The sequence below is a fragment of the Streptomyces sp. NPDC023838 genome, from assembly GCF_040639555.1.
Lineage (GTDB): Bacteria > Actinomycetota > Actinomycetes > Streptomycetales > Streptomycetaceae > Streptomyces.
Map to the genome: position 1 here is coordinate 135,968 of NZ_JBFAAD010000010.1, position 20,684 is coordinate 156,651.

15 protein-coding genes are annotated in these 20,684 nt (G+C 73.3%); 1 reads left to right on the forward strand and 14 read right to left on the reverse strand.

The genetic code is table 11. The features are described from left to right. Window positions 1-20: 20 nt before the first annotated feature. The 6 genes from AB0G17_RS15495 to AB0G17_RS15520 form a co-directional block, all read right to left on the reverse strand. Window positions 21-2,351, reverse strand: a complete 2,331-nt coding sequence (locus tag AB0G17_RS15495; protein ID WP_361381521.1) for a xanthine dehydrogenase family protein molybdopterin-binding subunit — start codon at window positions 2,349-2,351, stop codon at window positions 21-23. Continuing rightward, entirely contained in the window at window positions 2,348-4,261 is a 1,914-nt protein-coding gene (locus AB0G17_RS15500) for a (2Fe-2S)-binding protein (protein WP_361381524.1), read from the reverse strand. The genes AB0G17_RS15495 and AB0G17_RS15500 overlap by 4 nt, the downstream gene beginning before the upstream one ends. Further along, window positions 4,258-5,157 (reverse strand): FAD binding domain-containing protein, encoded by a 900-nt coding sequence (locus AB0G17_RS15505; protein ID WP_361381527.1) that lies wholly within the window; start codon window positions 5,155-5,157, stop codon window positions 4,258-4,260. The genes AB0G17_RS15500 and AB0G17_RS15505 overlap by 4 nt, the downstream gene beginning before the upstream one ends. A 269-nt stretch (window positions 5,158-5,426) precedes the next feature. Further along, window positions 5,427-7,061 carry a beta-N-acetylhexosaminidase gene (locus AB0G17_RS15510; RefSeq protein ID WP_361381530.1) on the reverse strand — a complete coding sequence of 545 codons (1,635 nt, stop codon included), beginning with the start codon at window positions 7,059-7,061 and terminating at the stop codon, window positions 5,427-5,429. A gap of 128 nt (window positions 7,062-7,189) precedes the next feature. Next, window positions 7,190-7,477 carry a DUF3039 domain-containing protein gene (locus AB0G17_RS15515; RefSeq protein WP_361381533.1) on the reverse strand — a complete coding sequence of 96 codons (288 nt, stop codon included), beginning with the start codon at window positions 7,475-7,477 and terminating at the stop codon, window positions 7,190-7,192. Window positions 7,478-7,507: 30 nt separating this feature from the next. Then, on the reverse strand, window positions 7,508-8,068 hold the full coding sequence (locus AB0G17_RS15520) for a YqgE/AlgH family protein (RefSeq protein ID WP_361381536.1): 561 nt from the start codon (window positions 8,066-8,068) through the stop codon (window positions 7,508-7,510). 320 nt (window positions 8,069-8,388) lie between these two features. Here AB0G17_RS15520 and murA point away from each other — a divergent pair, with 320 nt between their 5' ends. Further along, entirely contained in the window at window positions 8,389-9,729 is a 1,341-nt protein-coding gene (gene murA / locus AB0G17_RS15525) for a UDP-N-acetylglucosamine 1-carboxyvinyltransferase (protein WP_361381539.1), read from the forward strand. Window positions 9,730-10,621: 892 nt separating this feature from the next. Here the strand turns inward: murA and AB0G17_RS15530 are convergent. The 8 genes from AB0G17_RS15530 to AB0G17_RS15565 all read right to left on the reverse strand — a co-directional run bounded on the left by AB0G17_RS15530 (window position 10,622) and on the right by AB0G17_RS15565 (window position 20,499). After that, window positions 10,622-10,903, reverse strand: a complete 282-nt coding sequence (locus AB0G17_RS15530) for an HU family DNA-binding protein (protein ID WP_015033921.1) — start codon at window positions 10,901-10,903, stop codon at window positions 10,622-10,624. 356 nt (window positions 10,904-11,259) lie between these two features. Then, window positions 11,260-12,675, reverse strand: coding sequence for an NAD-dependent malic enzyme (locus AB0G17_RS15535; RefSeq protein WP_361381542.1), 1,416 nt, complete (start codon window positions 12,673-12,675; stop codon window positions 11,260-11,262). A 404-nt stretch (window positions 12,676-13,079) separates the two neighbouring features. Beyond that, entirely contained in the window at window positions 13,080-15,503 is a 2,424-nt protein-coding gene (locus tag AB0G17_RS15540) for a UvrD-helicase domain-containing protein (RefSeq protein ID WP_361381545.1), read from the reverse strand. A gap of 105 nt (window positions 15,504-15,608) precedes the next feature. Continuing rightward, window positions 15,609-16,370, reverse strand: coding sequence for a zf-HC2 domain-containing protein (locus tag AB0G17_RS15545; protein WP_361381547.1), 762 nt, complete (start codon window positions 16,368-16,370; stop codon window positions 15,609-15,611). Continuing rightward, on the reverse strand, window positions 16,367-16,930 hold the full coding sequence (locus AB0G17_RS15550; protein ID WP_101388525.1) for a sigma-70 family RNA polymerase sigma factor: 564 nt from the start codon (window positions 16,928-16,930) through the stop codon (window positions 16,367-16,369). Before AB0G17_RS15550 ends, AB0G17_RS15545 begins: the two co-directional genes overlap by 4 nt. A 139-nt stretch (window positions 16,931-17,069) precedes the next feature. Next, window positions 17,070-17,636, reverse strand: a complete 567-nt coding sequence (locus AB0G17_RS15555; protein ID WP_361381551.1) for an ABATE domain-containing protein — start codon at window positions 17,634-17,636, stop codon at window positions 17,070-17,072. 256 nt (window positions 17,637-17,892) lie between these two features. Next, complete coding sequence (locus AB0G17_RS15560; protein ID WP_361381554.1) at window positions 17,893-19,032, reverse strand: uroporphyrinogen-III synthase; 1,140 nt, start codon at window positions 19,030-19,032, stop codon at window positions 17,893-17,895. A gap of 135 nt (window positions 19,033-19,167) precedes the next feature. Further along, window positions 19,168-20,499 carry a nitrate/nitrite transporter gene (locus tag AB0G17_RS15565; protein ID WP_361381557.1) on the reverse strand — a complete coding sequence of 444 codons (1,332 nt, stop codon included), beginning with the start codon at window positions 20,497-20,499 and terminating at the stop codon, window positions 19,168-19,170. Window positions 20,500-20,684 lie beyond the last annotated feature (185 nt).

Below are 20,684 nucleotides of genomic sequence, written 5' to 3' on the forward strand. Positions count from 1 at the left end.
CATCCGGACCGCCCAGGCACCTACGCCCCGGGCGCCACCACCACCGCCGCCTGCGGCCGAATCGGCAGCCGGTTCACTGGTCGCCCCGTCGCCGCCCGGACCGCCGACGCGATCGCCGCCGGGGACGTCACCACCGGCACCGCGCTCGCCGCCTTCGCGCCGAAGGGGGCGACCACGTCGCGCTCTTCGACCAGTTTGACGATGCGGATGTCGGGGGCGTCCAGGGCCGTGGGGAGGGCGTAGCCCGTGAGGTCGGGGTGGCGGACCAGGCCTCGGGCCGTGCGGAGGTTCTCCGTCAGCGCCGCGCCCACGCCCTGTGTCACTCCCGCCTCGATACGGGCCGTCAGCTGTGCCGGGTTGAGGATCCGGCCCACGTCCTGCGCGACCGCCAGCTCCACCACCCGTACCGAACCCAGCTCGATGTCCACGTCCACCACCGCGCGGATCGCGCAGAACGCGAGGCCCACGAAGGCGTCGCCCTGGCCCGTCTCGTCGAGGGGCTCGGTGGGGTGCGGGCGGCACTGGGCCGTGGCCCAGAGTTCCTTGCCGTCCATCGCCTCGGTGACCGTGGTCGACAGCACGCCGTCGTACGACGTGATCTTGCCGTCGGCGATCTGGAGCAGCTCCGTCGACATGCCGAACTTGTGCGCCAGGGGTTGCAGCAGCTGGGTGCGGACCATCTTGGCCGCTCGCTCCACCGCTCCCCCCGACACCCACGTGTGGCGGCCGTGCGACGCGGGGCCCGCGGGGGGCTGGTCCGTGTCGACCGGGGCCACGTGGACCTCCTCGATGCCCAGCGTCTCCTGGACGATCTGGCGGGCGAGGGTGGTGAAGCCCTGGCCCGTGTCGACCGCCGCGCAGATCACCGTGGCCACGCCGTCCTGCACCTTGACCGTGGCCGTCGACACCTCGTCCGTGCCCTCGGCACCCAGCATGTGCACCATGCCGAGCGCGTAGCCGACGCCCCGGCGCACCGCGCCCGGCTCGCCCGCGCCCTCCGGGCCGCCCGGCAGCAGCCAGTCGTCCTCGGGGTCGTCCTTGGGGAGGGTGGGGAGCGGGAAGTCCCGTACGGACGTGAGGAGTTCGGCCACGGGAGCCGGGCAGGTCACCGTCTGGCCGGTCGGCAGCAGGTCGCCCGTCGCCAGGACGTTGCGCAGCCGCAGCTCCGCCGGGTCCAGGCCCAGCTTGGCCGCCAGCTTGTCCATCTGGCCCTCGTAGGCCGCGCACACCTGCATCGCGCCCTCGCCCCGGACGTGGCCGGAGGGCGGGTTGTTCGTACGGACCGCCCAGCCCTCGACGAAGGCGTGGGGAACGACGTACGGGCCGCACGCGAAGGCCACCGCGGCCGCCAGGGATTCCGACGACGCCTCCGCGTACGCGCCCGCGTCCAGCAGGATCTGCGCCTCCACCTTCACCAAGCGGCCCTCGGCGTCCGCGTGGTGGCGGTAGCGCAGCAGCGTCGGGTGGCGGTGGGCGTGGCCCAGGAACGACTCCTCGCGGGTCGCCGTCAGCTTCACCGGACAGCCGGTCCTCAGCGCCAGCAGGCCCAGCGGGAGCTGGAAGCCGGCGTCCTCGCGGTCGCCGGTGGCGCCGGGGACGCCGGTGACGACCACCTTCACGCGCTCCGGGTCCAGGCCGAAGCAGGCCGCCGCGAGGTCGCGGTCGGCGTGCGGGTCGGTGGACGCGGTGTAGATCTCCACGCCGCCGTCGGGGCGCGGCACCGCCAGCCCCGCCTCGGCGCCGATCGGGGCCGGGTCCTGGCGGCCGATCCGGTACAGGCCCTCCACCACGACCTCGCCGGTGACGTCCGGGTCGCCGTACTGGAGCGGGATGTGGCGGATCAAGTTGCCGTCGGGGTGCAGGGGTTCGGCCGCGAACGCCTTCTCCGGGTCGGTGACCGGTTCGAGCAGCTCGTACTCGACCGCGATCGCCGCCGCCGCGAGGCGGGCGGTGTCCGGGTGGTCGGCGGCCACCGCCGCGATCGGCTCGCCGTGGTGGCGTACGACGCCGGCGGCGAAGACCGGGCGGTCCGCGACCCCCCGGCCGTGCGCGGCGTCCCCGGGCACGTCGGCGTGGGTCACCACGGCCCGTACACCCGGCATGTCGGCGGCGGCGGAGGTGTCGATCGAGACGATACGGGCCGACGCGTGCGGCGAGCGCAGCACGGCCGCCCACAGCAGGCCCTCGGCCCACAGGTCGGACGCGTACGGGAAGGTGCCCTCGGTCTTGGCGCGCGCGTCGGCCGGGCGGAGCGAGGCGCCGATCCCGTGGCCGGGCACGGGCGGCTGCTCCGGGCCGGTGCCCGCCCCGTCGACCGCCGCGGTCGTCGCGGTGGCTGCGTCGTTGCTCACGCCATGCCTCCGTCGTGGGTGTGCGGGGGCTGGACGCCGCCCGCGCCGGGCCCCGCCTGATGCGGAATACGGGCTTCCTCGGTACCGGTGGCAGCCGCGGCGGCCGCGGACGCCTCGCTCGCGGCGGCCGACTGCGCCTCGCGCCCGGCCACCACCTCATGTACGGCGTCGAGCACGCCCCGGTAGCCGGAGCAGCGGCACAGGTTGCCGCAGAGCGCCTGCCGGGTCTCCAGCTCGGTCGGCGCGTGGTTGCCCTCGAGGAGGTCGTGGACGGTCATGGCCATGCCCGGGATGCAGAAGCCGCACTGCACGGCCCCGCACGCGGCCAGCGCGCGCTGCACGTCGGAGGGTTCGCCGTCGACGGCGAGGCCCTCGACCGTACGCACCTCGGAGCCGGCGGCGGTGGCCGCGGGCACCAGGCAGGAGGCCACCAGACGGCCGTCGACCTGCACGTTGCAGGCGCCGCACTCGCCCTGCGAGCAGCCGTCCTTGGCCCCGGCGAGGCCGAGCCGCTCGCGCAGCACATAGAGCAGCGACTCGCCGACCCACGCCTCGGTGACGGGCCGGTCGGTGCCGTTGACGCGCAGGACGTAGGAGGCGCGGGGGTGCTCCAGGTCGGCGGCGGGCGGCAGCCCCGGCTCCGGCTCGGGGGCCGGGAGGGGGAGCGGGAGCGCGGTGGGTGCGGATTCGGGCTCGCGCCTGGGCTCGGGCTCGGACTCGTGCCCGGGCTCGGGGTCCGGTGCCGTCTCCTGTACGGGTTCCGGGGCGGGCTCGGGCTCGGGCTCCGGCTGCGGGAGCGGCTGGGCCTGGGCCGCGTGGACGGGCTCCGGCTCGGGCTCCGGGAGCGGCTGGGCCCGGGTCGCGTGGACGGGGTGGACGGGCTCGGGCAGCGGCTCGGCGGCGGGCGCGCCGGCCGGCTCCGCGTCGGCCACGTCCTCGCCGGACGCGTCCGCGCCCGTCTCCTGCGCCCGTACGTCCTCCTGGGCCTCCTCCCGTACCTCCGTCGCCAGCGCGGCCGACCAGGGCGCGGGGGCGCCGCCCGGCAGGGTCGCTCCGGGGCCGGGCGGGTTCCAGGACACGACCGGGTCCGGGCGTACGGGGGCGGGGGCCGAGAAGTCCACGGGCGCCGCCTGGGCTTCCGCGGGCGTGAAGAAGTCCCTGGACGCGTCCAGGGACGCCTGGTGGTGCGCCTGCGCGGCGAAGTCCGCCACGCGCGCGTCGGCGGCCTCGGAAGCCTCGGAGGCCTCGGAGGCATCCACGGCGGGCTCGGCGTCCGGCAGCGGCTCACGCAGCGGCTCAGGGTGCGGCTCGGGCTGGGGCTGCTCGGTCGCCCAGGGCGCGGGCGCGCCGCCGGGCAGGGTCGCCGGAGGCGTCGTACCCCACTGCTCGATGAGCGAGGATGTACTGAATTCGCCCGATTCGTCCGGCAGTTCACCGTTGGCGACCGGGATCGTCCACTGGCCGGTCAGCGCGGAGTCGTCGTGGAACGTCCACTGGCCGGTGGCGTGCCGGTCCTGCAGCGGGTCGCCCAGCGGGTCCGGCTCGGGGTGCGTGGGCTCGGGCGCGGTGGGCGCGGGCAGCGCGGACGCGTCGGGCCACTGCACCGAGCGCACCTGGCTCTCGCCCCGGTCCGGCTCCGGCAGCGGCGCCGCCGGGAACGTCCAGGTGCCGGTGGCGGCCGGGTCGGTCGCGGCGGCGGGCGTCAACGGCACGATCATCGGCGGCACATAGCCGTGGCCCGGCGCGGCCAGCGGGTCGCCGCCGAGCAGCGCGTCCAGGTCCGCGGGCAGCTGGACGAAGGCGGTCGCGCCGTCGTCGTACTCGCCGCCCTGCGGGACCGGCTGCCAGCCGCCCGTACCGCGCACGCCTTCGTCGGCGTGGTTGCCGTGGTTGCCGTGGTTGTCGCTCACGACAGCGCCCTCCCCAGTGCTCGTCGGGCCAGCGCGGCGACCGTGCGCCGCAGGTGCAGTACGGCGGGCGACAGCGCGGGAGGCTCCGTGCCGTCGGCCGCCGGTGCCGGGTCCGGGATGCAGGCGGCGGCCACGTACTCGCCGAAGGCGTTGAGCGCCTCCGGGGCCAGCGCCGCCCGCTCGCCGTCCCAGTCGATCAGGGAGGCGATCCAGCGCTCGGCCTCCAGCGGCCGCAGCGGCATCGGCGCGATCGCGCCCACCGCGCAGCGCACCCCGCGCCGGGCCGGGTCCAGGACGACCGCGACCGAGGCGGTGGCGCGGCCGGGGCCGGTGCGGCCGGTCGCCTTGAGGAAGACCTGGGGGGCGTGCAGCAGGGGCACGCGGACGTGGCCGATGAGTTCGGCGGGGGCGAGCATCTCGCGCCCGGCCAGCAGGTGCGAGACCGGGATCTCCCGGCGGGCGCCCTCGGGGCCGGCGATGACCAGCGTGGCTTCCAGCGCGGCGAGCACGGGCAGCGCGTCGCCGGTGGGCGCCGCGGAGGCGATGTTGCCGCCGAGGGTGCCCGCGTTGCGGATCTGCGGGGGGCCGGCGGCGCGCGCGGCGGCCGCGAGCGCCGGGATGAGCGCCGCGAAGTCCGGGCGCCCCATCCGCGCGTGCGTGAGCCCCGCGCCGAGGAGCGCGTGGCCGTCCTGGTACTGCCAGCCGCGGATGTCGTTGATCCGGCCGAGGCCGACGAGGCCCGCGGGGCGCAGCAGGCCCCGGTTCACCGCCGCCATCAGATCGGTGCCGCCCGCGACGGGCACGGCGGCGGGCATGGCGACGAGCGCCGCCACGGCCTCGTCGAGCGAGACCGGCAGTGTCACCGACTGCGCCGCCTGCGGTGCGTGCGTGGTCAACCCAGCTGCCCCTTCCCGGTGTCCCGGCCGTCCCGGCTGTCCCGCCAGTGTGTCCTGTGCGTGGCCGTACCGTACGTGCTCACAGCCCGGAGGTGGCAACTCTGGCACATCTTCCGAGCCGCCCGACGCGAGGGTCCGCGAAGGACAGATCCGTCCCCCACCAGGGGAATGGTCCTCATTCACGGTGGTTGTGCGACTTATCCGTACGGGGACGGTCACCGATCACCGTTCCAGGTCCGGGGCGGCGGGTCCCCGTCTTGCGCCCCGGCTCACACGTTTGGGGGCGACCCGTCGATCGGGCGTCCGAGCACTCCTGGGCGCCGCTGCCAGGGCAACGGGCCGCCGGGCGGCCGGTAGGCGACGCCGAGGGCGTCAAGCCGCGCGTAGTGCGCGCGCATTCGCCGCTCGAATCCGGCGAAATCGCGCGCGCCGGGGGCGGGCAGCGCCGACCACGCCACCTCCGCGAACGCCGCGAGCCGGGGGAACACCTGGTAGTCCACGCGCCCCTGGTCCTGCATCACCTCGGTCCAGACGTTGGCCTGGGTGCCCAGGACGTGCCGCGCCTCGGTCCCGGTCAGCTCCGGCGGCACGGGCTCGAAGCGGTAGACGTCCTCCAGGGTCCGTACGTATCCGATGGGCATCGGCTCGTCGGGCCCGGCCGCCTGCCGGTGGTCCAAGTAGACCTGCTGCTCGGGGCACATGACGACGTCGTGGCCCGCCCGCGCGGCCTCGATGCCGCCCGCGTAGCCGCGCCAGGAGGAGACGGCCGCGCCGGGCGCCAGACCGCCCTCCAGGATCTCGTCCCAGCCGATGAGGCGGCGGCCCCGGCCGGCCAGCCAGCGGGCGAAGTGGCGGATGAACCAGGACTGGAGCCCGTCCTCGCCCGCCAGCCCGAGCTCCTTGATACGGGCCTGGGCGGCCGGGGACGCCTTCCACTGGCCCTTGGGGCACTCGTCGCCGCCGATGTGCACGAACGGCGACGTCGTGGCGGGGAAGAGGTCGAGCACCTCCTCCAGGACTCCCTCGTAGAAGCGGAGGGTGTTGTCAGTGGGGGCGAGTACGTTCGGACTGACGCCCCAGGTGTCCCAGACGGAGAGGCGGGTCGTGTCGATGACGTCGGTGTTGCCCAGTTCCGGGTATGCGGCGATGGCCGCCTGCGAGTGGCCCGGGATGTCGATTTCCGGAACCACGGAGATATGCCGCTCGGCGGCGTACGCGACGATCTCGCGGATGTCGTCCTGGGTGTAGAAGCCGCCGTGCGGCTTGTCGTCCCACAACTGCGAGGCACGATGGCCGTATTTGGTGCGCGCGCGCCACGCGCCGACCTCCGTCAGCCTCGGGAAGCGCTTGATCTCGACGCGCCAGCCCTGGTCGTCGGTGAGATGGAAGTGGAAGACGTTGAGCTTGTGCGCGGCCAGCAGGTCGAGGTAGCGCAGCACCCCGTCCTTGGGCATGAAGTGGCGTGAAACGTCCAGCATCAGCCCGCGCCAGGCGAACCGGGGCGCGTCCTCGACGACTTGCTGGGTGATCCCGCGCCAGGCACCCGGGTCCGCGCACGCCGTGCGGTACGCGTCGGGGCCGAGCAGCTGCCGGAGCGTCTGCGCGCCCCAGAACACACCGGCGGCGGTGCCGCCGACGATCTCGACGCGCTGGGTGACGCTGAGGCGGTACGCCTCGGGGGCGAGGGCCGGGTCGATGCGCAGGGTCACGGTGTCCGGGGCGCCCGCCTCCCCCGGCGGCAGCGGGCGCCCGAGGGCGACGCCGAGGGTGGAGCGCAGCCAGCGCGCGACGCCTTCGGTGCCGGGGGTGGTGGCGAGCGCCGTCGCCTCTCCGAGGACGAAGGCGGCCTCCCCGTGCTCCACGGAGCGGGGCGCCGGAACGAGATCCACGAAGTCGTTGGCCATGGGGCACACGGTAGCCCCGGTAGTACGACGACTGCGGGCCGTCTGCGGCGGCTCCGCCGCGTGGGCGCGACCAGCCACAGACGGCCCGCAGACAAGTCACCGCACCCCAGCGGAGCGCGCGGCAGGACCTACTTCTTGTCCTTGCCGTCCTTGCCCTTGTCGCCGCCCGCGCCCATGGACTCGTAGATCTCCTTGCACATGGGGCAGACCGGGTACTTCTTCGGGTCGCGGCCCGGCACCCAGACCTTGCCGCAGAGCGCCACGACGGGGGTGCCGTCGAGCGCGCTCGCCATGATCTTGTCCTTCTGGACGTAGTGGGCGAAGCGCTCGTGGTCGCCGTCGCCGTTCGACACCTGTGGCGTCGGCTCTACGAGGGTCCCCGTACCTGCCCCGCGCTCGGGCTCAAGAGTGCTCATAAGTTCCTAGCGTACTGAAGCGCGGCGGCATCAGTTCAGCGAAGGGTCGTCCGGATACGTCGCCACCATCGCCAGCTCGCTGCGCTGGCGGCGCAGCACCGCCCGCCACAGGGACTCCGGCTCCGGGGAGGAGACGTCACCCGGCTCGGACTCCACCACGTACCAGGCCCCGTCGGTCAGCTCGTCCTCCAGCTGGCCCGGGCCCCAGCCCGAGTACCCGGCGAAGATCCGCAGCGAGCCCAGGGCGGCGGCCAGCAGCTCCGGCGGCGCCTCCAGGTCGACCAGGCCGATCGCCCCGTACACCCGGCGCCAGCCCAGAGGTCCCTCGTCGCCGGGGATGACGGCGACGCCGAGCGCGGAGTCGAGGGAGACCGGGCCGCCCTGGAAGACCACGCCCGGCTCACCGGTCAGGGACGCCCACGGCTCCAGGATGTCGCCCACGGTGACCGGGGTCGGGCGGTTGAGGACCACGCCGAGCGAGCCCTCCTCGTCGTGGTCGAGGAGCAGCACCACCGCGCGGTCGAAGTTCGGATCCGCCAGGGCAGGGGTGGCGACGAGCAGCCGCCCTGTGAGCGAGGACACCTCGGTCATGCGGACATGATCCCGCATCTTCGCCTCCGAGGGGGAGCGCACGGCAGCAATGGGGCGCACGGGCTTTCGGCCGCGGCTGCGACCACAGGCGGGATAACAGGCGGGTTACGGCCCGGGCGCGGCCTGGACGCGGCCCGGCGCGGCCCGGCGCGGCCCGGACGCGCTTGCGGACGGTGACCCTCCGCCGAACTCCCCACAGCGGAGCGTGTTGTGGCGAATTCATTACGGTTGCGAACCCCCCTTGGCCTTACAGGACATGGGTAGAAGCCCCTTACCCTTTTCTCTGGCCCCCTGCCCGACGACTCCGGAACGCGAGATTCATGACCGGCACAGACGATGTACTGCTTGTCCACGGCGGAACCCCGCTGGAGGGCGAGATCCGCGTCCGCGGCGCGAAGAACCTCGTGCCGAAGGCGATGGTCGCCGCCCTGCTCGGCAGCGGTCCGAGCCGGCTGCGCAATGTGCCCGACATCCGTGACGTGCGCGTCGTACGCGGCCTGCTGCAGCTGCACGGGGTGACGGTCCGCCCCGGTGAGGAGCCCGGTGAGCTGATCCTCGACCCGTCGCACGTCGAAAGTGCGAACGTCGCCGACATCGACGCGCACGCGGGTTCGTCGCGCATCCCGATCCTGCTCTGCGGCCCGCTGCTGCACCGGCTCGGCCACGCCTTCATCCCCGGCCTGGGCGGTTGCGACATCGGCGGCCGGCCGATCGACTTCCACTTCGAGGTGCTGCGGCAGTTCGGCGCGACGATCGAGAAGCGGGCGGACGGCCAGTACCTGGAGGCCCCGCAGCGGCTGCGCGGCACCAAGATCCGGCTGCCGTACCCGTCGGTGGGCGCGACCGAGCAGGTGCTGCTCACGGCCGTGCTGGCCGAGGGTGTGACCGAGCTCTCCAACGCGGCCGTGGAGCCCGAGATCGAGGACCTCATCTGCGTACTGCAGAAGATGGGCGCGATCATCGCCATGGACACCGACCGGACGATCCGGATCACCGGTGTCGACAAGCTCGGCGGCTACACCCACCGCGCCCTCTCGGACCGCCTGGAGGCCGCCTCCTGGGCGTCCGCCGCGCTGGCGACCGAGGGCAACATCTACGTCCGCGGCGCCCAGCAGCGGTCGATGATGACCTTCCTGAACACATACCGGAAGGTCGGCGGCGCCTTCGAGATCGACGACGAGGGCATCCGCTTCTGGCATCCCGGCGGTCAGCTGAAGTCGATCGCGCTGGAGACGGACGTGCACCCCGGCTTCCAGACCGACTGGCAGCAGCCGCTGGTCGTGGCCCTGACGCAGGCCACGGGCCTGTCGATCGTCCACGAGACGGTGTACGAGTCGCGGCTCGGCTTCACGTCGGCGCTCAACCAGATGGGCGCGCACATCCAGCTGTACCGGGAGTGCCTGGGCGGCTCGGACTGCCGCTTCGGGCAGCGCAACTTCCTGCACTCCGCGGTCGTGAGCGGGCCCACGAAGCTCCAGGGCGCGGATCTGGTGATCCCGGACCTCCGGGGCGGGTTCTCGTACCTGATCGCTGCGCTGGCCGCGCAGGGGACGTCCCGGGTGCACGGGATCGACCTGATCAACCGGGGTTACGAGAACTTCATGGAGAAGCTGGTGGAGCTGGGGGCGAAGGTGGAGCTGCCGAACGGCGCGCTGAGCTGAGCCCGGGTGGTTTCCCCCACCCCGCCCCTTCCCTAAACCCTCCGGGGGCGGGAGGGGGCGGAGGTGTTTTCCCCGGGGCCTACGCCCCCGGCCCCCCGGCGGGGCTCCGCCCCGGCCCCCTTCGTCCGCGGACCGTGCCGGGCTGGTCGCGCAGTTCCCCGCGCCCCTAAAAACACCCCTCCGGGGCGCCCACAAGGGTCGCGGAACCCTGACATATACGGCTCCGCCACGCGGCAAAAGGGGCGCGGGGCTGTGCCATTTGCGGCTCCGCCGCGCGGGCCCGACCAGCCCAGCCCCCCAAGGGGCGCGGGGCCGTGACATATGCGGCTCCGCCGCGCGGGCCCGACCAGGCCAGCCCCCCCAGGGGCGCGGGGCCGTGACATATGCGGCTCCGCCGCGCGGGCCCGACCAGCCCAGCCCCCCAAGGGGCGCGGGGAACTGCGCGACCAGCCCCCACCGGCCCGCACACGACCACCGGGCCCAAAAGGGGCGCGGGGAACTGCGCGACCAGCCCAAGCAGACCCGCACCCGACCGACGGCCAGGCCTTTAGGGGCGCGGGGCCGTGACATATGCGGCTCCGCCACGCGGACGCGACCAGCCCAGCCCCCCAGGGGCGCGGGGAACTGCGCGACCAGCCCCCACCGGCCCGCACACGACCACCGGGCCCAAAAGGGGCGCGGGGAACTGCGCGACCAGCCACCACCAACCCGCAGACAAACACCAGGCCCAAAAGGGGCGCGGGGAACTGCGCGCTCAGCCCCCACCGGCCCGCAGGCGAACACCGGGCCCGATCCAGCCGCGCCGAGCCCGCCGCATGGCGAAGGGCGGCCACCCCCCTCCACGGGGGTGGCCGCCCTTCGTCTTTCAGCTAAGCGGCCTGCCTAGGGGCGCTTACTTGCCCTTCGCGGCTTCCTTGAGCTTCGAGCCCGCGGAGACCTTCACGCTGTAGCCGGCCGGGATGTCGATCGGGTCGCCGGTCTGCGGGTTGCGAGCGGTACGAGCGGCACGGTGGGTGCGCTCGAAGGTCAGGAAGCCGGGGATGGTGACCTTCTCGTCGCCCTTGGCGACGACCTCGCCGACCGTCTCGGCGAGAGCGGCCAGAACGGCGTCGGCGTCCTTGCGGGTCACCTCGGCGCGGTCGGCCAGCGCGGCCACCAGCTCACTGCGGTTCATGTTCTTACTCCCGTGTTCTTCTTGCCTGTGCGGCGTGCCACGCGGCGGTAGCCGCATGTTGGGTACAGCGAAGCCGATGCTGCCAGGGCCCTCGGACAGTCCCCGGACCCGGGTCTGTGTCAGACCCTCGCGCCCGGTTACGCATCCTGCCCCCACCTGTGGCGGGAAAGCCAATCCGGCACCCTCCGGAGTCACACGAAAAGCGCCACAGCCCCGTTGTGGTGACGCTCCGTCGACTCCCTGGAGACTCGCTGGAACCACCGGGGCGGATGCGGGTTCATGGTCCGCCACCCTACGGGCGGCCCCACAGCCCCGCATCCCGCGACGCGCCGGACGTCAGGCGGACGTGGGGCCGGTCACAGCGCGGCCTGGGCCGCCGTCCGCACCGCACCCGCCACCGCGCCCGCGACCTTGTCGTTGAAGACCGACGGGATGATGTAGTTCGGGTTCAGCTCGTCCTCGGTCACCACGTTCGCGAGCGCGGTCGCGGCGGCCAGCATCATGTCCGTGTTGACCGTCCGGGACTGGGCGTCCAGGAGGCCGCGGAAGACGCCGGGGAAGACCAGCACGTTGTTGATCTGGTTCGGGAAGTCCGAGCGGCCGGTGGCCACCACGGCCGCGCTCTGGCGCGCGACGGTCGGGTCGACCTCGGGGTCGGGGTTCGCGAGCGCGAAGACGATGGCGCCCTCGGCCATCGCAGCCACGTCGTCGCCGTTCAGGACGTTGGGGGCGGAGACGCCGATGAAGACGTCCGCGCCGACCACGGCCTCGCGCAGCGAGCCGGTCAGGCCCTCCGGGTTGGTGTTCTCGGCGATCCAGCGCAGCGCGGCCATGTCGGAGCCCGCGTCGGCGCCGGCCAGGTCCGCGCGGCCCGCGTGGACGACGCCCTGGATGTCGGCGACGACCGCGTTCTTCACGCCGGCCGCAAGCAGCAGCTTGAGGATGGCCGTACCGGCCGCGCCCGCACCGGACATGACGACCCGTACATCACCGATGCCCTTGCCCACCACGCGCAGCGCGTTGGTCAGCGCGGCGAGCACCACGATCGCGGTGCCGTGCTGGTCGTCGTGGAAGACGGGGATGTCCAGGGCCTCGCGCAGGCGTGCCTCGATCTCGAAGCAGCGCGGGGCGGAGATGTCCTCCAGGTTGATGCCCGCGAAGCCGGGGGCGATCGCCTTGACGATCGCGACGATCTCGTCGGTGTCCTGGGTGTCCAGGCACAGCGGCCAGGCGTCGATGCCCGCGAACCGCTTGAAGAGGGCCGCCTTGCCCTCCATGACCGGCAGCGCGGCCTTGGGGCCGATGTTGCCGAGGCCGAGGACGGCGGAGCCGTCGGTGACGACCGCGACCGAGTTGCGCTTGATGGTGAGGCGGCGGGCGTCCTCGGGGTTCTCGGCGATCGCCATGCACACCCGGGCGACGCCGGGGGTGTAGATCATCGAGAGGTCGTCACGGTTGCGGATGGGATGCTTCGACTGCATCTCGATCTTGCCGCCGAGGTGCATCAGGAACGTACGGTCGGAGACCTTGCCGAGCGTGACGCCCTCGATCCCGCGCAGCTTCTCGACGATCTCGTCGGCGTGCGCGGTGGAGGTGGCCGCGATGGTGACGTCGATCCGCAGCTTCTCGTGGCCGGAGGCGGTCACGTCGAGGCCGGTGACCGAGCCGCCGGAGGACTCCACGGCCGTGGTGAGCTGGGAGACCGCCGTTCCGCTGGCGGGCACCTCCAGTCTGACCGTCATCGAGTACGAGACGCTGGGCGCCGTTGCCATGACCGGGTTCCTCTGCTTTCCCTAGCTTCGTTGCCAGCGCCGCCCAGGCTGTTGCCGGGCAGCGCCATCCGATGTTCGCACCTACCGGCTGGTAGCCGGTAACGCGCCCCTCATTCCGGAAAACACTTTCCACCATACGAGAGATGATCGATCGGTGGAAGCCCCTGAGGGGGCCCGGAAACTACAACAGGCCCACGCCATCCGCAGATGACGTGGGCCTGTCGCTCACGTTAAGACACCGACCCGCCATGCTCGCCTCGCGGCAAGTGGTCGCTCGAAGCGACTAAGGTTGGGCCCGGGGGCTTGGATCGAGCCGGTGCCGTAACCAGGCTAACAAACCACCCCGGCAAGTGATTCACGCATCGCGAGTTGACTCCGGCGTATTTTTGCCGTGGTCCCGGCGCTCAGTCCCGCAGCAGGTCGGGCACCCCGTCCGCATCCGGCTCGTCGCGCTCGCCGGAGACCACGGTGAGCTGCTGGGTCGCCCGGGTGAGCGCCACGTACAGCACGCGCAGTCCGGCGGGCGACTCGTCCGCGATCTCCGCCGGGGAGACCACCACCGTCGCGTCGTACTCCAGCCCCTTCGCCTCCAGGCTGCCGAGCGCCACCACGCGCTCGCCCAGACCGGCCAGCCAGCGCGCCGCCTGCTCGCGCCGCCGCATGGCGACGACCACGCCGACCGTGCCGTCGACCTGGTCGAGGAGGCGGGCCGCCTCCTCCCGTACGGACTCGGCCAGGTCCTCCCGTACGACGGTGAAGCGGGGCTCGACGCCCGTCGAGCGCACCGCCGCCGGGGACTTCATGCCCGGCATCGCCAACGTCAGCACCCGGGCGGCCAGTTCGGCGATCTCGGCCGGGTTGCGGTAGTTCACGGTCAGCTCGAAGCGGCGCCGGGGGCGTGAGCCCAGCGCCTCGTCGCGCGCGGCGGCCGCCTCGTCCGGGTCCGACCAGGACGACTGGGCCGGGTCCCCGACGACCGTCCAGGTGGCCGTGCGGCCGCGGCGGCCGACCATGCGCCACTGCATCGGTGTGAGGTCCTGCGCCTCGTCGACGATGACGTGCGCGTACTCGGTGCGCTCCTGCGCCAGCCGCTCCGCGCGCTCGCGCTGGGTCTCCTCGCGCTGCGGCATCAGCTCCTCAAGGCCGGTGAGCGCGTCCAGCGGGTCGTACTCGCGCTTCTTCCTGGGCCTGGCCGGGGTGCCCAGCAGCGTCTGGAGCTCGTCCAGGAGCGCCACGTCGTGCACCGACAGCGGCCCCTGGCCGCTCGCGTCGAGCCGGGAGAGCGAACGGGCCAGCCGCCGGGTCTCGCCGGGCGTCAGGACGCGCCGCGCCCAGCGGCCCAGGCGCCGCTCGTCGCCCATCGCCGCGAGCACCCCGCGCGGGGTGAGCTCGGGCCACCAGGCGTCCAGGAACGCGATGAAGCTGTCCTCGGAGGTGATGTCGTCGTCGAACGAGGAACGCAGCTCGGCGGCGAGCTCCGGGTCGGTGTGCCGCCCGGCCGAGCCCGATCTGCTCCACAGGGCGTCCAGGAGCAGCTTGCGGGCGCGCGGGCGCAGCAGGTTGACCGGGGCGGTCCCGCTCAGCACGTTGTGCCGGATCCGCCGCAGCTCCTCGGCCTCCAGCTCGACGCGCCGGCCGAAGGCGACGACGCGCAGCCGGGTGGGGGTCACCGCGGCCTGCTCGGCCGCCTCGGCCTGCTCGTCCTCCTGGCCGAAGGAGAGCTGGCCGGTGTCCTGGGCCGCGCCGCTCCGCGCCGGGTTGCCCCGCCGGGTCCTGGCGCGGGCCGGGTCCGCCGTCTCCAGGGCCCCGCGCGCCGCCTTGCGCAGCACCTGGAGCATCCGGGAGGAACCCTTGATCCGGGCCACCGCCGGCTCGTCGTACGCGGTGGCCTCGGCGCCGTCGACCAGGTTGCCGACCGCGCGGATCGCCACCTGGCCCTCCTCGCCGAGCGAGGGCAGGACGCCTTCGGTGTACGCCACGAGCAGCGGGGTCGGCGAGACGATCAGGATGCCGCCCGCGTACCGGCGACGGTCCTGGTAGAGCAGGTACGCCGCGCGGTGCAGCGCGACTGCGGTCTTGCCGGTGCCGGGGCCGCCCTCCACGTAGGTGACGGACGCGGCGGGCGCCCGGATCACCAGGTCCTGCTCGGCCTGGATGGACGCCACGATGTCCCGCATGGTGTGGCTGCGGGCCTGGCCGAGGGCCGCCATCAGGGCGCCGTCGCCGATCACCGGCAGCTCGGCGCCGTCCAGCGTCGCGGTCAGCTCCGGGCGCATCAGGTCGTCCTCGACCCCGAGCACCTTGCGGCCCTTGGAGCGGATGACGCGGCGGCGCACCACCCGGCCCGGGTCGACCGGCGTGGAGCGGTAGAACGGCGCGGCGGCGGGCGCGCGCCAGTCGATGACCAGCGGCGCGTAGTCCGAGTCGAGGACGCCGATACGGCCGATGTGCAGCGTCTCGGCGATCTCGGCGTACTTGCCGCCCTCGTCCTCGCGCACGGCCCCCTCGGCGGGCTCCACGGCCGTGTAGGCCCCGTCCGGTCCCTTCTGGCCGTCCTTGCCGAGCAGTAGGTCGATCCGGCCGAAGAGGAAGTCCTCGAATTCGTTGTTGAGGCGGTTGAGATGGACGCCGGCCCGGAAGACCTGGGCGTCCCTCTCGGCCAGCGCTCCGGGCGTTCCCACCTGGCCGCGCTGGGCGGCGTCGTTCATCAGGAACTCCGCCTCGTGGATCTTCTCCTCGAGGCGGCGGTACACCTTGTCCAGGTGTTCCTGTTCGACTCCGATCTCACGGTTTCTGACCGAGTCGACAGCGGCTTCCTGCGCGGCCACCGAGGCCCCCTTCTGACGTGCATTGGGCAGCCGTCAACCGTACGCCAAGGGGGCGGGTCTGTCAGGCGGTGACCGGCCGGTGATCGGTCACAGATCACCGGCCGGTTAGGCCGGAACGTCCACCAGCGCCTTGCCGTCCAGGGTCCTGACCTCGAAATGGTCAATCTGGTCCCGGTTCATGGCGGTACCGCCGTGCACGTACAACGGGTACTCCGAGCCCTTGTGCGGGCTGTCCTTGATCCCGTACCCCCAGGTGGGCACCGCCCAGGTGGTCACCGTCTCCTGCTCGCCGTCCTTGCCGACCGCGATGAGGCTGCACTTCAGCGGGCCCTTCACGTTCTTCAGCTCCAGGACGGTGTGGGTGCCCCAGCCCTTCTTCTCGGTGCCGACGGTCGCGCTGACGCCGGTCGTCGCGTCGGTCGCCGCCACCTTCTGGCTCATGTGGTTGAAGAAGGCGTCCTCGGCGGGGCTGGTGGGGTGCGGCTCGACGGTGGCGCTCTGGTGCGTGCCGCTGTCGCCGGACGTGGCCACCACGGCGACCGCCGGACCGCCGATGATCAGCGCGGCGGCGGCCGCCACCAGGTACGTGGTGCGGCGCCTGCGCCGGGCGCGCTGCGCCGCCACCTCGTCGATGAGCCGCTCGCTCATGCTCGGCGGGGCCGGGCGCAGCGGACGGTCGGCGGGGCCGGGGAACTCCTTGAGCGTGGCGAGCAGGGGCTCCATGCCGCCGAGCCGGTCGAGCTCGGTCGCGCACAGGTCGCAGCCCGCCAGATGGGCCTCGAAGGCGGTGGCCTCGGCGTCGTCGAGGATGCCGAGCGCGTACGCCGCGACCGCCTCGTGCTCGGACTGGTACTCCGGCGTGGTCATGCCGTCACCCCCCGTTCCTCCAACGCGAGTTTCATGGAGCGCAGGGCGTAGAAGACACGGGACCTGACGGTCCCGCTCGGCACACCCAGCACCTCGGCCGCTTCATTGACCGTACGTCCTTTGAAGTACGTCTCGACCAGCGCCTCGCGATGTGCGGGTGTCAGGTCGTCGAGCGCGTCCGAGAGCGTCATCAGCCACAGCGCCTTGTCGATCTCGTCCTCCGCGGGCATGACCTCCAGCGGCGACGGATCGACCTCCTGCGGCCGGGCCTGCCGGCTGCGGTGGCCGTCGATGACGATGCGCCGTGCGACCGTCACCAGCCAGGGGCGGACCGAACCGGTCGCTCTGTTGAGCTGACCGGCGTTCTTCCAGGCACGGATGAGCGTCTCCTGCACGACGTCCTCGGCCCGCTGGCGGTCGCCGGCGACGAGACGGAGCACATACGCGAGCAGCGGGCCCGCGTGTTCGCGGTAGAGCGCCCGCATCAGCTCCTCGTCGGGAACGGAGCGGTGCCGGGCGCCTTGCGGACGGTCATCGGCCACGGCGGCATCCTTGCGCACCAGAACCTCCCGGTCGAGACCCTGCCGGCGCGCGGGTCGCGTACCGGCTCACCCCTCCATACGGACGGTCGTCCGCAACCATTCAAAATCGGAGCGAGATTTTTCGTTTACGGGAGTGGCCTGCGCGCATCCAGCGCTTTCACAGGGCCGCGGCCGCCGTACGCCGCCGGTGGCGGGCCACCCGCTCCCGGTTGCCGCACACTTCGCTGGAGCACCAGCGGCGGCGCCGCCCGCGCGAGGTGTCCAGGTACAGCCGGAAGCAGTTGTCGCCCTCGCACTGGCGCAGCCGAGACCGGTCCTGCGGGTCGGTGAGCAGCTCCACCGCGTCCCGGGCGACCACGGCGAGCAGCGCGGTGCAGTCGGGGGTGCCGCTGAGGGTGCGCACCAGCCGTCCGTCGGCGCCGCGGATCGCACGTACGCCCGGGGGTGCGGCGGCGGCCAGGGCATTGACCCGCTCCAGGGCGGCGGCGGCCGCGCCGCCCCGCCCGCCGAGCTCGGCCTGGACCAACTGGCCGATGTGGTCGCGCAGTTCGGCGAACCGGGCCAGCCATGCGCTGTCGGCCCCCGGGAGCGGGGTGCCGGCCGGCACGAGACCGGCGCCGACGAGCCACTGGCCGAGCCGCCCCGCACTGTCGAGCTGATCGCTGTCGTACGCCCCGGTCGCCACCAGATCCAGACAGATCCGCCCGGAGTCGAACCGCAACATGCGCCACCGCCTTGGGGGTTACCGGTGAGTGCCGTGCCTCCAGAGTGCCTGCCCGGGGGCGACGCCGGAAGCCCTCCGGCCGGGCGCGGCCGGACGGGTCGCGGAGAGCCCCGGCCGGGGGATGCCCGCCCCTCCCGCGGGGCGCGGCCGGACGGGTCCCGGAGAGGGCCCCGGCCGGGGAGGTGCCCGCCCCTCCTGCCGGGCGCGGCCGGACGGGTCGCGCCGACCGGGAGCGGCCCCCTCGGCCGTCCCTCCCTCAGCCGTCCGCGTACTTGGCGTCCGCCGCCGGGTCCAGCGCCAGCCGGTAGCCGCGCTTGACCACGGTCTGGATGAGCTTGGGGGCGCCCAGCGCGGTACGCAGCCGGGTCATCGCCGTCTCCACGGCGTGCTCGTCGGTGCCCGAGCCCGGCAGGGCCCGCAGCAGGTCGGCGCGGGAGACCACCCAGCCCGGGCGGGCGGCCAGGGTGCGCAGGAGCGACATCCCGGCGGGCGGGACGGGCCGCAGCTCGCCGTCGACCAGGACCGCGTGGCCGCGGATCTCCACCCGGCGCCCGGCGATCGGCAGGGCCCTCGCCCGGGCGGGCAGCTCGCAGCAGAGCAGCTGGACCAGCGGCCCGAGCCGGAACCGCTCGGGCGCCACCGTCTTGATCCCGCGCGCCTGCAGCGGCAGCGCGGTGACCGGCCCGACGCAGGCGGCCAGCACGTCCCGGTCGAGCGCCCGCAGCAGCTCGGCGAGCAGCCCGCGCTCCTCGGCCCGGGAGAACAGGGACGCGGCGGCGGGCGCGCTGGTGAAGGTGAGCGCGTCGACCCCGCGGCTGACGGCGAGGTCGAGCAGCCGGTCGAGCGGGCCGAGGTCCTCGGGCGGCAGCCACCGGTAGACGGGCACGCCGACGACCTGGGCGCCGCCGGCCCGTAGCGCCTCCACGAAGCCGGGCAGCGGTTCGCCGTGCAGCTGGACGGCTATCCGGCGGCCCTCCACGCCCTGCTCCAGGAGCCGGTCGAGGACCTCGGCCATCGAGTCGGACGAGGGCGACCACTTCTCGGTGAGCCCCGCCGCCCGTATCGCGCCCTTGGCCTTCGGCCCCCGCGCGAGCAGGTCGGTGGCGCCGAGCCGGGCGAGCAGCGCCTCGCCGAGCCCCCACCCGTCGGCGGCCTCCACCCACCCCCTGAAGCCGATCGCGGTGGTGGCGACGACGATGTGCGGCGGCTCGTCGATCAGCTCCTTGGTGGCCGAGAGCAGCTCGCTGTCGTTGGCGAGCGGCACGATCCGCAGGGCGGGCCCGTGCACCACGGCGGCGCCGCGCCGCTGCAGGAGCGCCCCCAGCTCTTCGGCGCGGCGGGCGGCGGTGACTCCGACCGTGAACCCGGCGAGGGGTCCGTGCTGTGTGTCGACCATGGCTCTCCAACCGGGGTGGTGCGGCGGTTCGTACCGAGCCTGTCAACCCCGCGTGACAGGCCCGGTTCGCCCGCGTGTCCCCGGTGTTACGGCGAGGACGGCCGCGGCGCGCTCCCTGAGTCCTATTAGACCTCGTCAGACCTCGGCGTATACGGGCTCGGACGGTGCGGCCGCGCGGGCCGGACGGCGAAGGTATACGGCCCAAGTCGCCGTGAAACAGGCCGCGTAGAAGGCGAGGAAGGAGACGAAGGCCGCGGTCCCGGTGCCGTTGCTCAGGAACGACTGGCGGAAGGCGAGGTTGATCCCGAGCCCGCCGAGCGCGCCGACGGCGCCGATGAGCCCCATGGCGGCCCCGGAGAGCCGCCGCCCGTACGCGGCCGCGGTCTCCCCCTCCATCCCCTTGGAGACGGCGGTGGCCTGGAAGATCGCCGGAATCATCTTGTAGGTGGAGCCGTTGCCGAGCCCGCTGAGGACGAAGAGGGAGATGAACCCGACGAGGAAGACACCGAGCGACTTCTGTACGGAAGCAAAGATCACCACCCCGGTCGCGGCCGACATCGCGGCGAAGGCCCACAGGGTGATCCGCGCGCCCCCGAACCGGTCGGCGAAGGCCCCGCCGACGGGCCGGATCAGCGACCCGAGCAGCGGCCCGATGAAGGTGAGCGAGGCGGCCTGGAGCGGGGTGCGCCCGAACTGCGTCTGGAGCACGAGGCCGAAGGCGAAGCTGTACCCGATGAACGACCCGAAGGTCCCGACGTACAGCAGAGCCATGATCCACGTATGCCGGTCGCGCACGGCTTCGAGGGCGGCCCCCGTGTCGTTCTTCACGGGCGCGAGGTTGTCCATCTTCAACGCGGCACCGAGGGCGGCGACGACGATGAGCGGCACGTACACGCCGAGCACGATGCGCGGGTGGGTGGCGCCGGCGGTCCCGATGACGAGCAGCCCGACGAGCTGCACGACGGGCACCCCGATGTTCCCGCCCCCGGCGTTCAGCCCGAGCGCCCACCCCTTCTTCCGCAACGGGAAGAAGGAGTTGATGTTGGTCATGGACGAGGCGAAGTTCCCACCCCCGATACCGGCGAGGGCGGCCACGAGCATGAAGGTGGTGTATGAGGTCCCGGGCTCCATCACGGCGTACGCGGCGGCCGCGGGCACCAGCAGCGACAGCGCGCTGAAGATGGTCCAGTTCCGGCCACCGAAGCGGGCGACGGCGAAGGTGTACGGGATGCGCACGACCGCTCCGACGGCGGTGGCGGTGGAGATCAGAAAGAACTTCCCTGCGGGGTCCACGTGGTAGGCGGGCCCCATGAAGAGGACCATCACCGACCACATGGTCCAGATGGAGAACCCGATGTGCTCCGAGAACACGGAGAACCACAGGTTCCGCCGGGCGATCCGCTCCCCGGTCCGCTCCCAGAACACCTCGTCCTCGGGATCCCACTCCTCGATCCAACGGCCGCTCATTGACGCCTCCCCGATCGACGGGCCCTGCTGCCTGTTTGCTGACTGTTTCCGGACACCGACGGTAGGCAGGCCGCATTTCACCCCCGTGCCGCCGCGTGACCGGCGGGCAACCTTGTGTTCACGGGACGGGGTGCCGTGCGGTGAGGCCCGCCGCGTGGATGCCGCGGCAACTCTTGCCGGGGAGG

What these genes read in the sequence shown, in the direction of transcription:
- AB0G17_RS15535 (WP_361381542.1), bottom strand. Translation starts at nt 12,675, where the DNA reads ATGGCAACGGCGCCCAGCGTCTCGTACTCGATGACGGTCAGACTGGAG.
- AB0G17_RS15565 (WP_361381557.1), bottom strand. Translation starts at nt 20,499, where the DNA reads ATGAGCGGCCGTTGGATCGAGGAGTGGGATCCCGAGGACGAGGTGTTC.
- AB0G17_RS15560 (WP_361381554.1), bottom strand. Translation starts at nt 19,032, where the DNA reads ATGGTCGACACACAGCACGGACCCCTCGCCGGGTTCACGGTCGGAGTC.
- murA (WP_361381539.1), top strand. Translation starts at nt 8,389, where the DNA reads ATGACCGGCACAGACGATGTACTGCTTGTCCACGGCGGAACCCCGCTG.
- AB0G17_RS15555 (WP_361381551.1), bottom strand. Translation starts at nt 17,636, where the DNA reads ATGTTGCGGTTCGACTCCGGGCGGATCTGTCTGGATCTGGTGGCGACC.
- AB0G17_RS15515 (WP_361381533.1), bottom strand. Translation starts at nt 7,477, where the DNA reads ATGAGCACTCTTGAGCCCGAGCGCGGGGCAGGTACGGGGACCCTCGTA.
- AB0G17_RS15530 (WP_015033921.1), bottom strand. Translation starts at nt 10,903, where the DNA reads ATGAACCGCAGTGAGCTGGTGGCCGCGCTGGCCGACCGCGCCGAGGTG.
- AB0G17_RS15510 (WP_361381530.1), bottom strand. Translation starts at nt 7,061, where the DNA reads ATGGCCAACGACTTCGTGGATCTCGTTCCGGCGCCCCGCTCCGTGGAG.
- AB0G17_RS15520 (WP_361381536.1), bottom strand. Translation starts at nt 8,068, where the DNA reads ATGACCGAGGTGTCCTCGCTCACAGGGCGGCTGCTCGTCGCCACCCCT.
- AB0G17_RS15545 (WP_361381547.1), bottom strand. Translation starts at nt 16,370, where the DNA reads ATGACCACGCCGGAGTACCAGTCCGAGCACGAGGCGGTCGCGGCGTAC.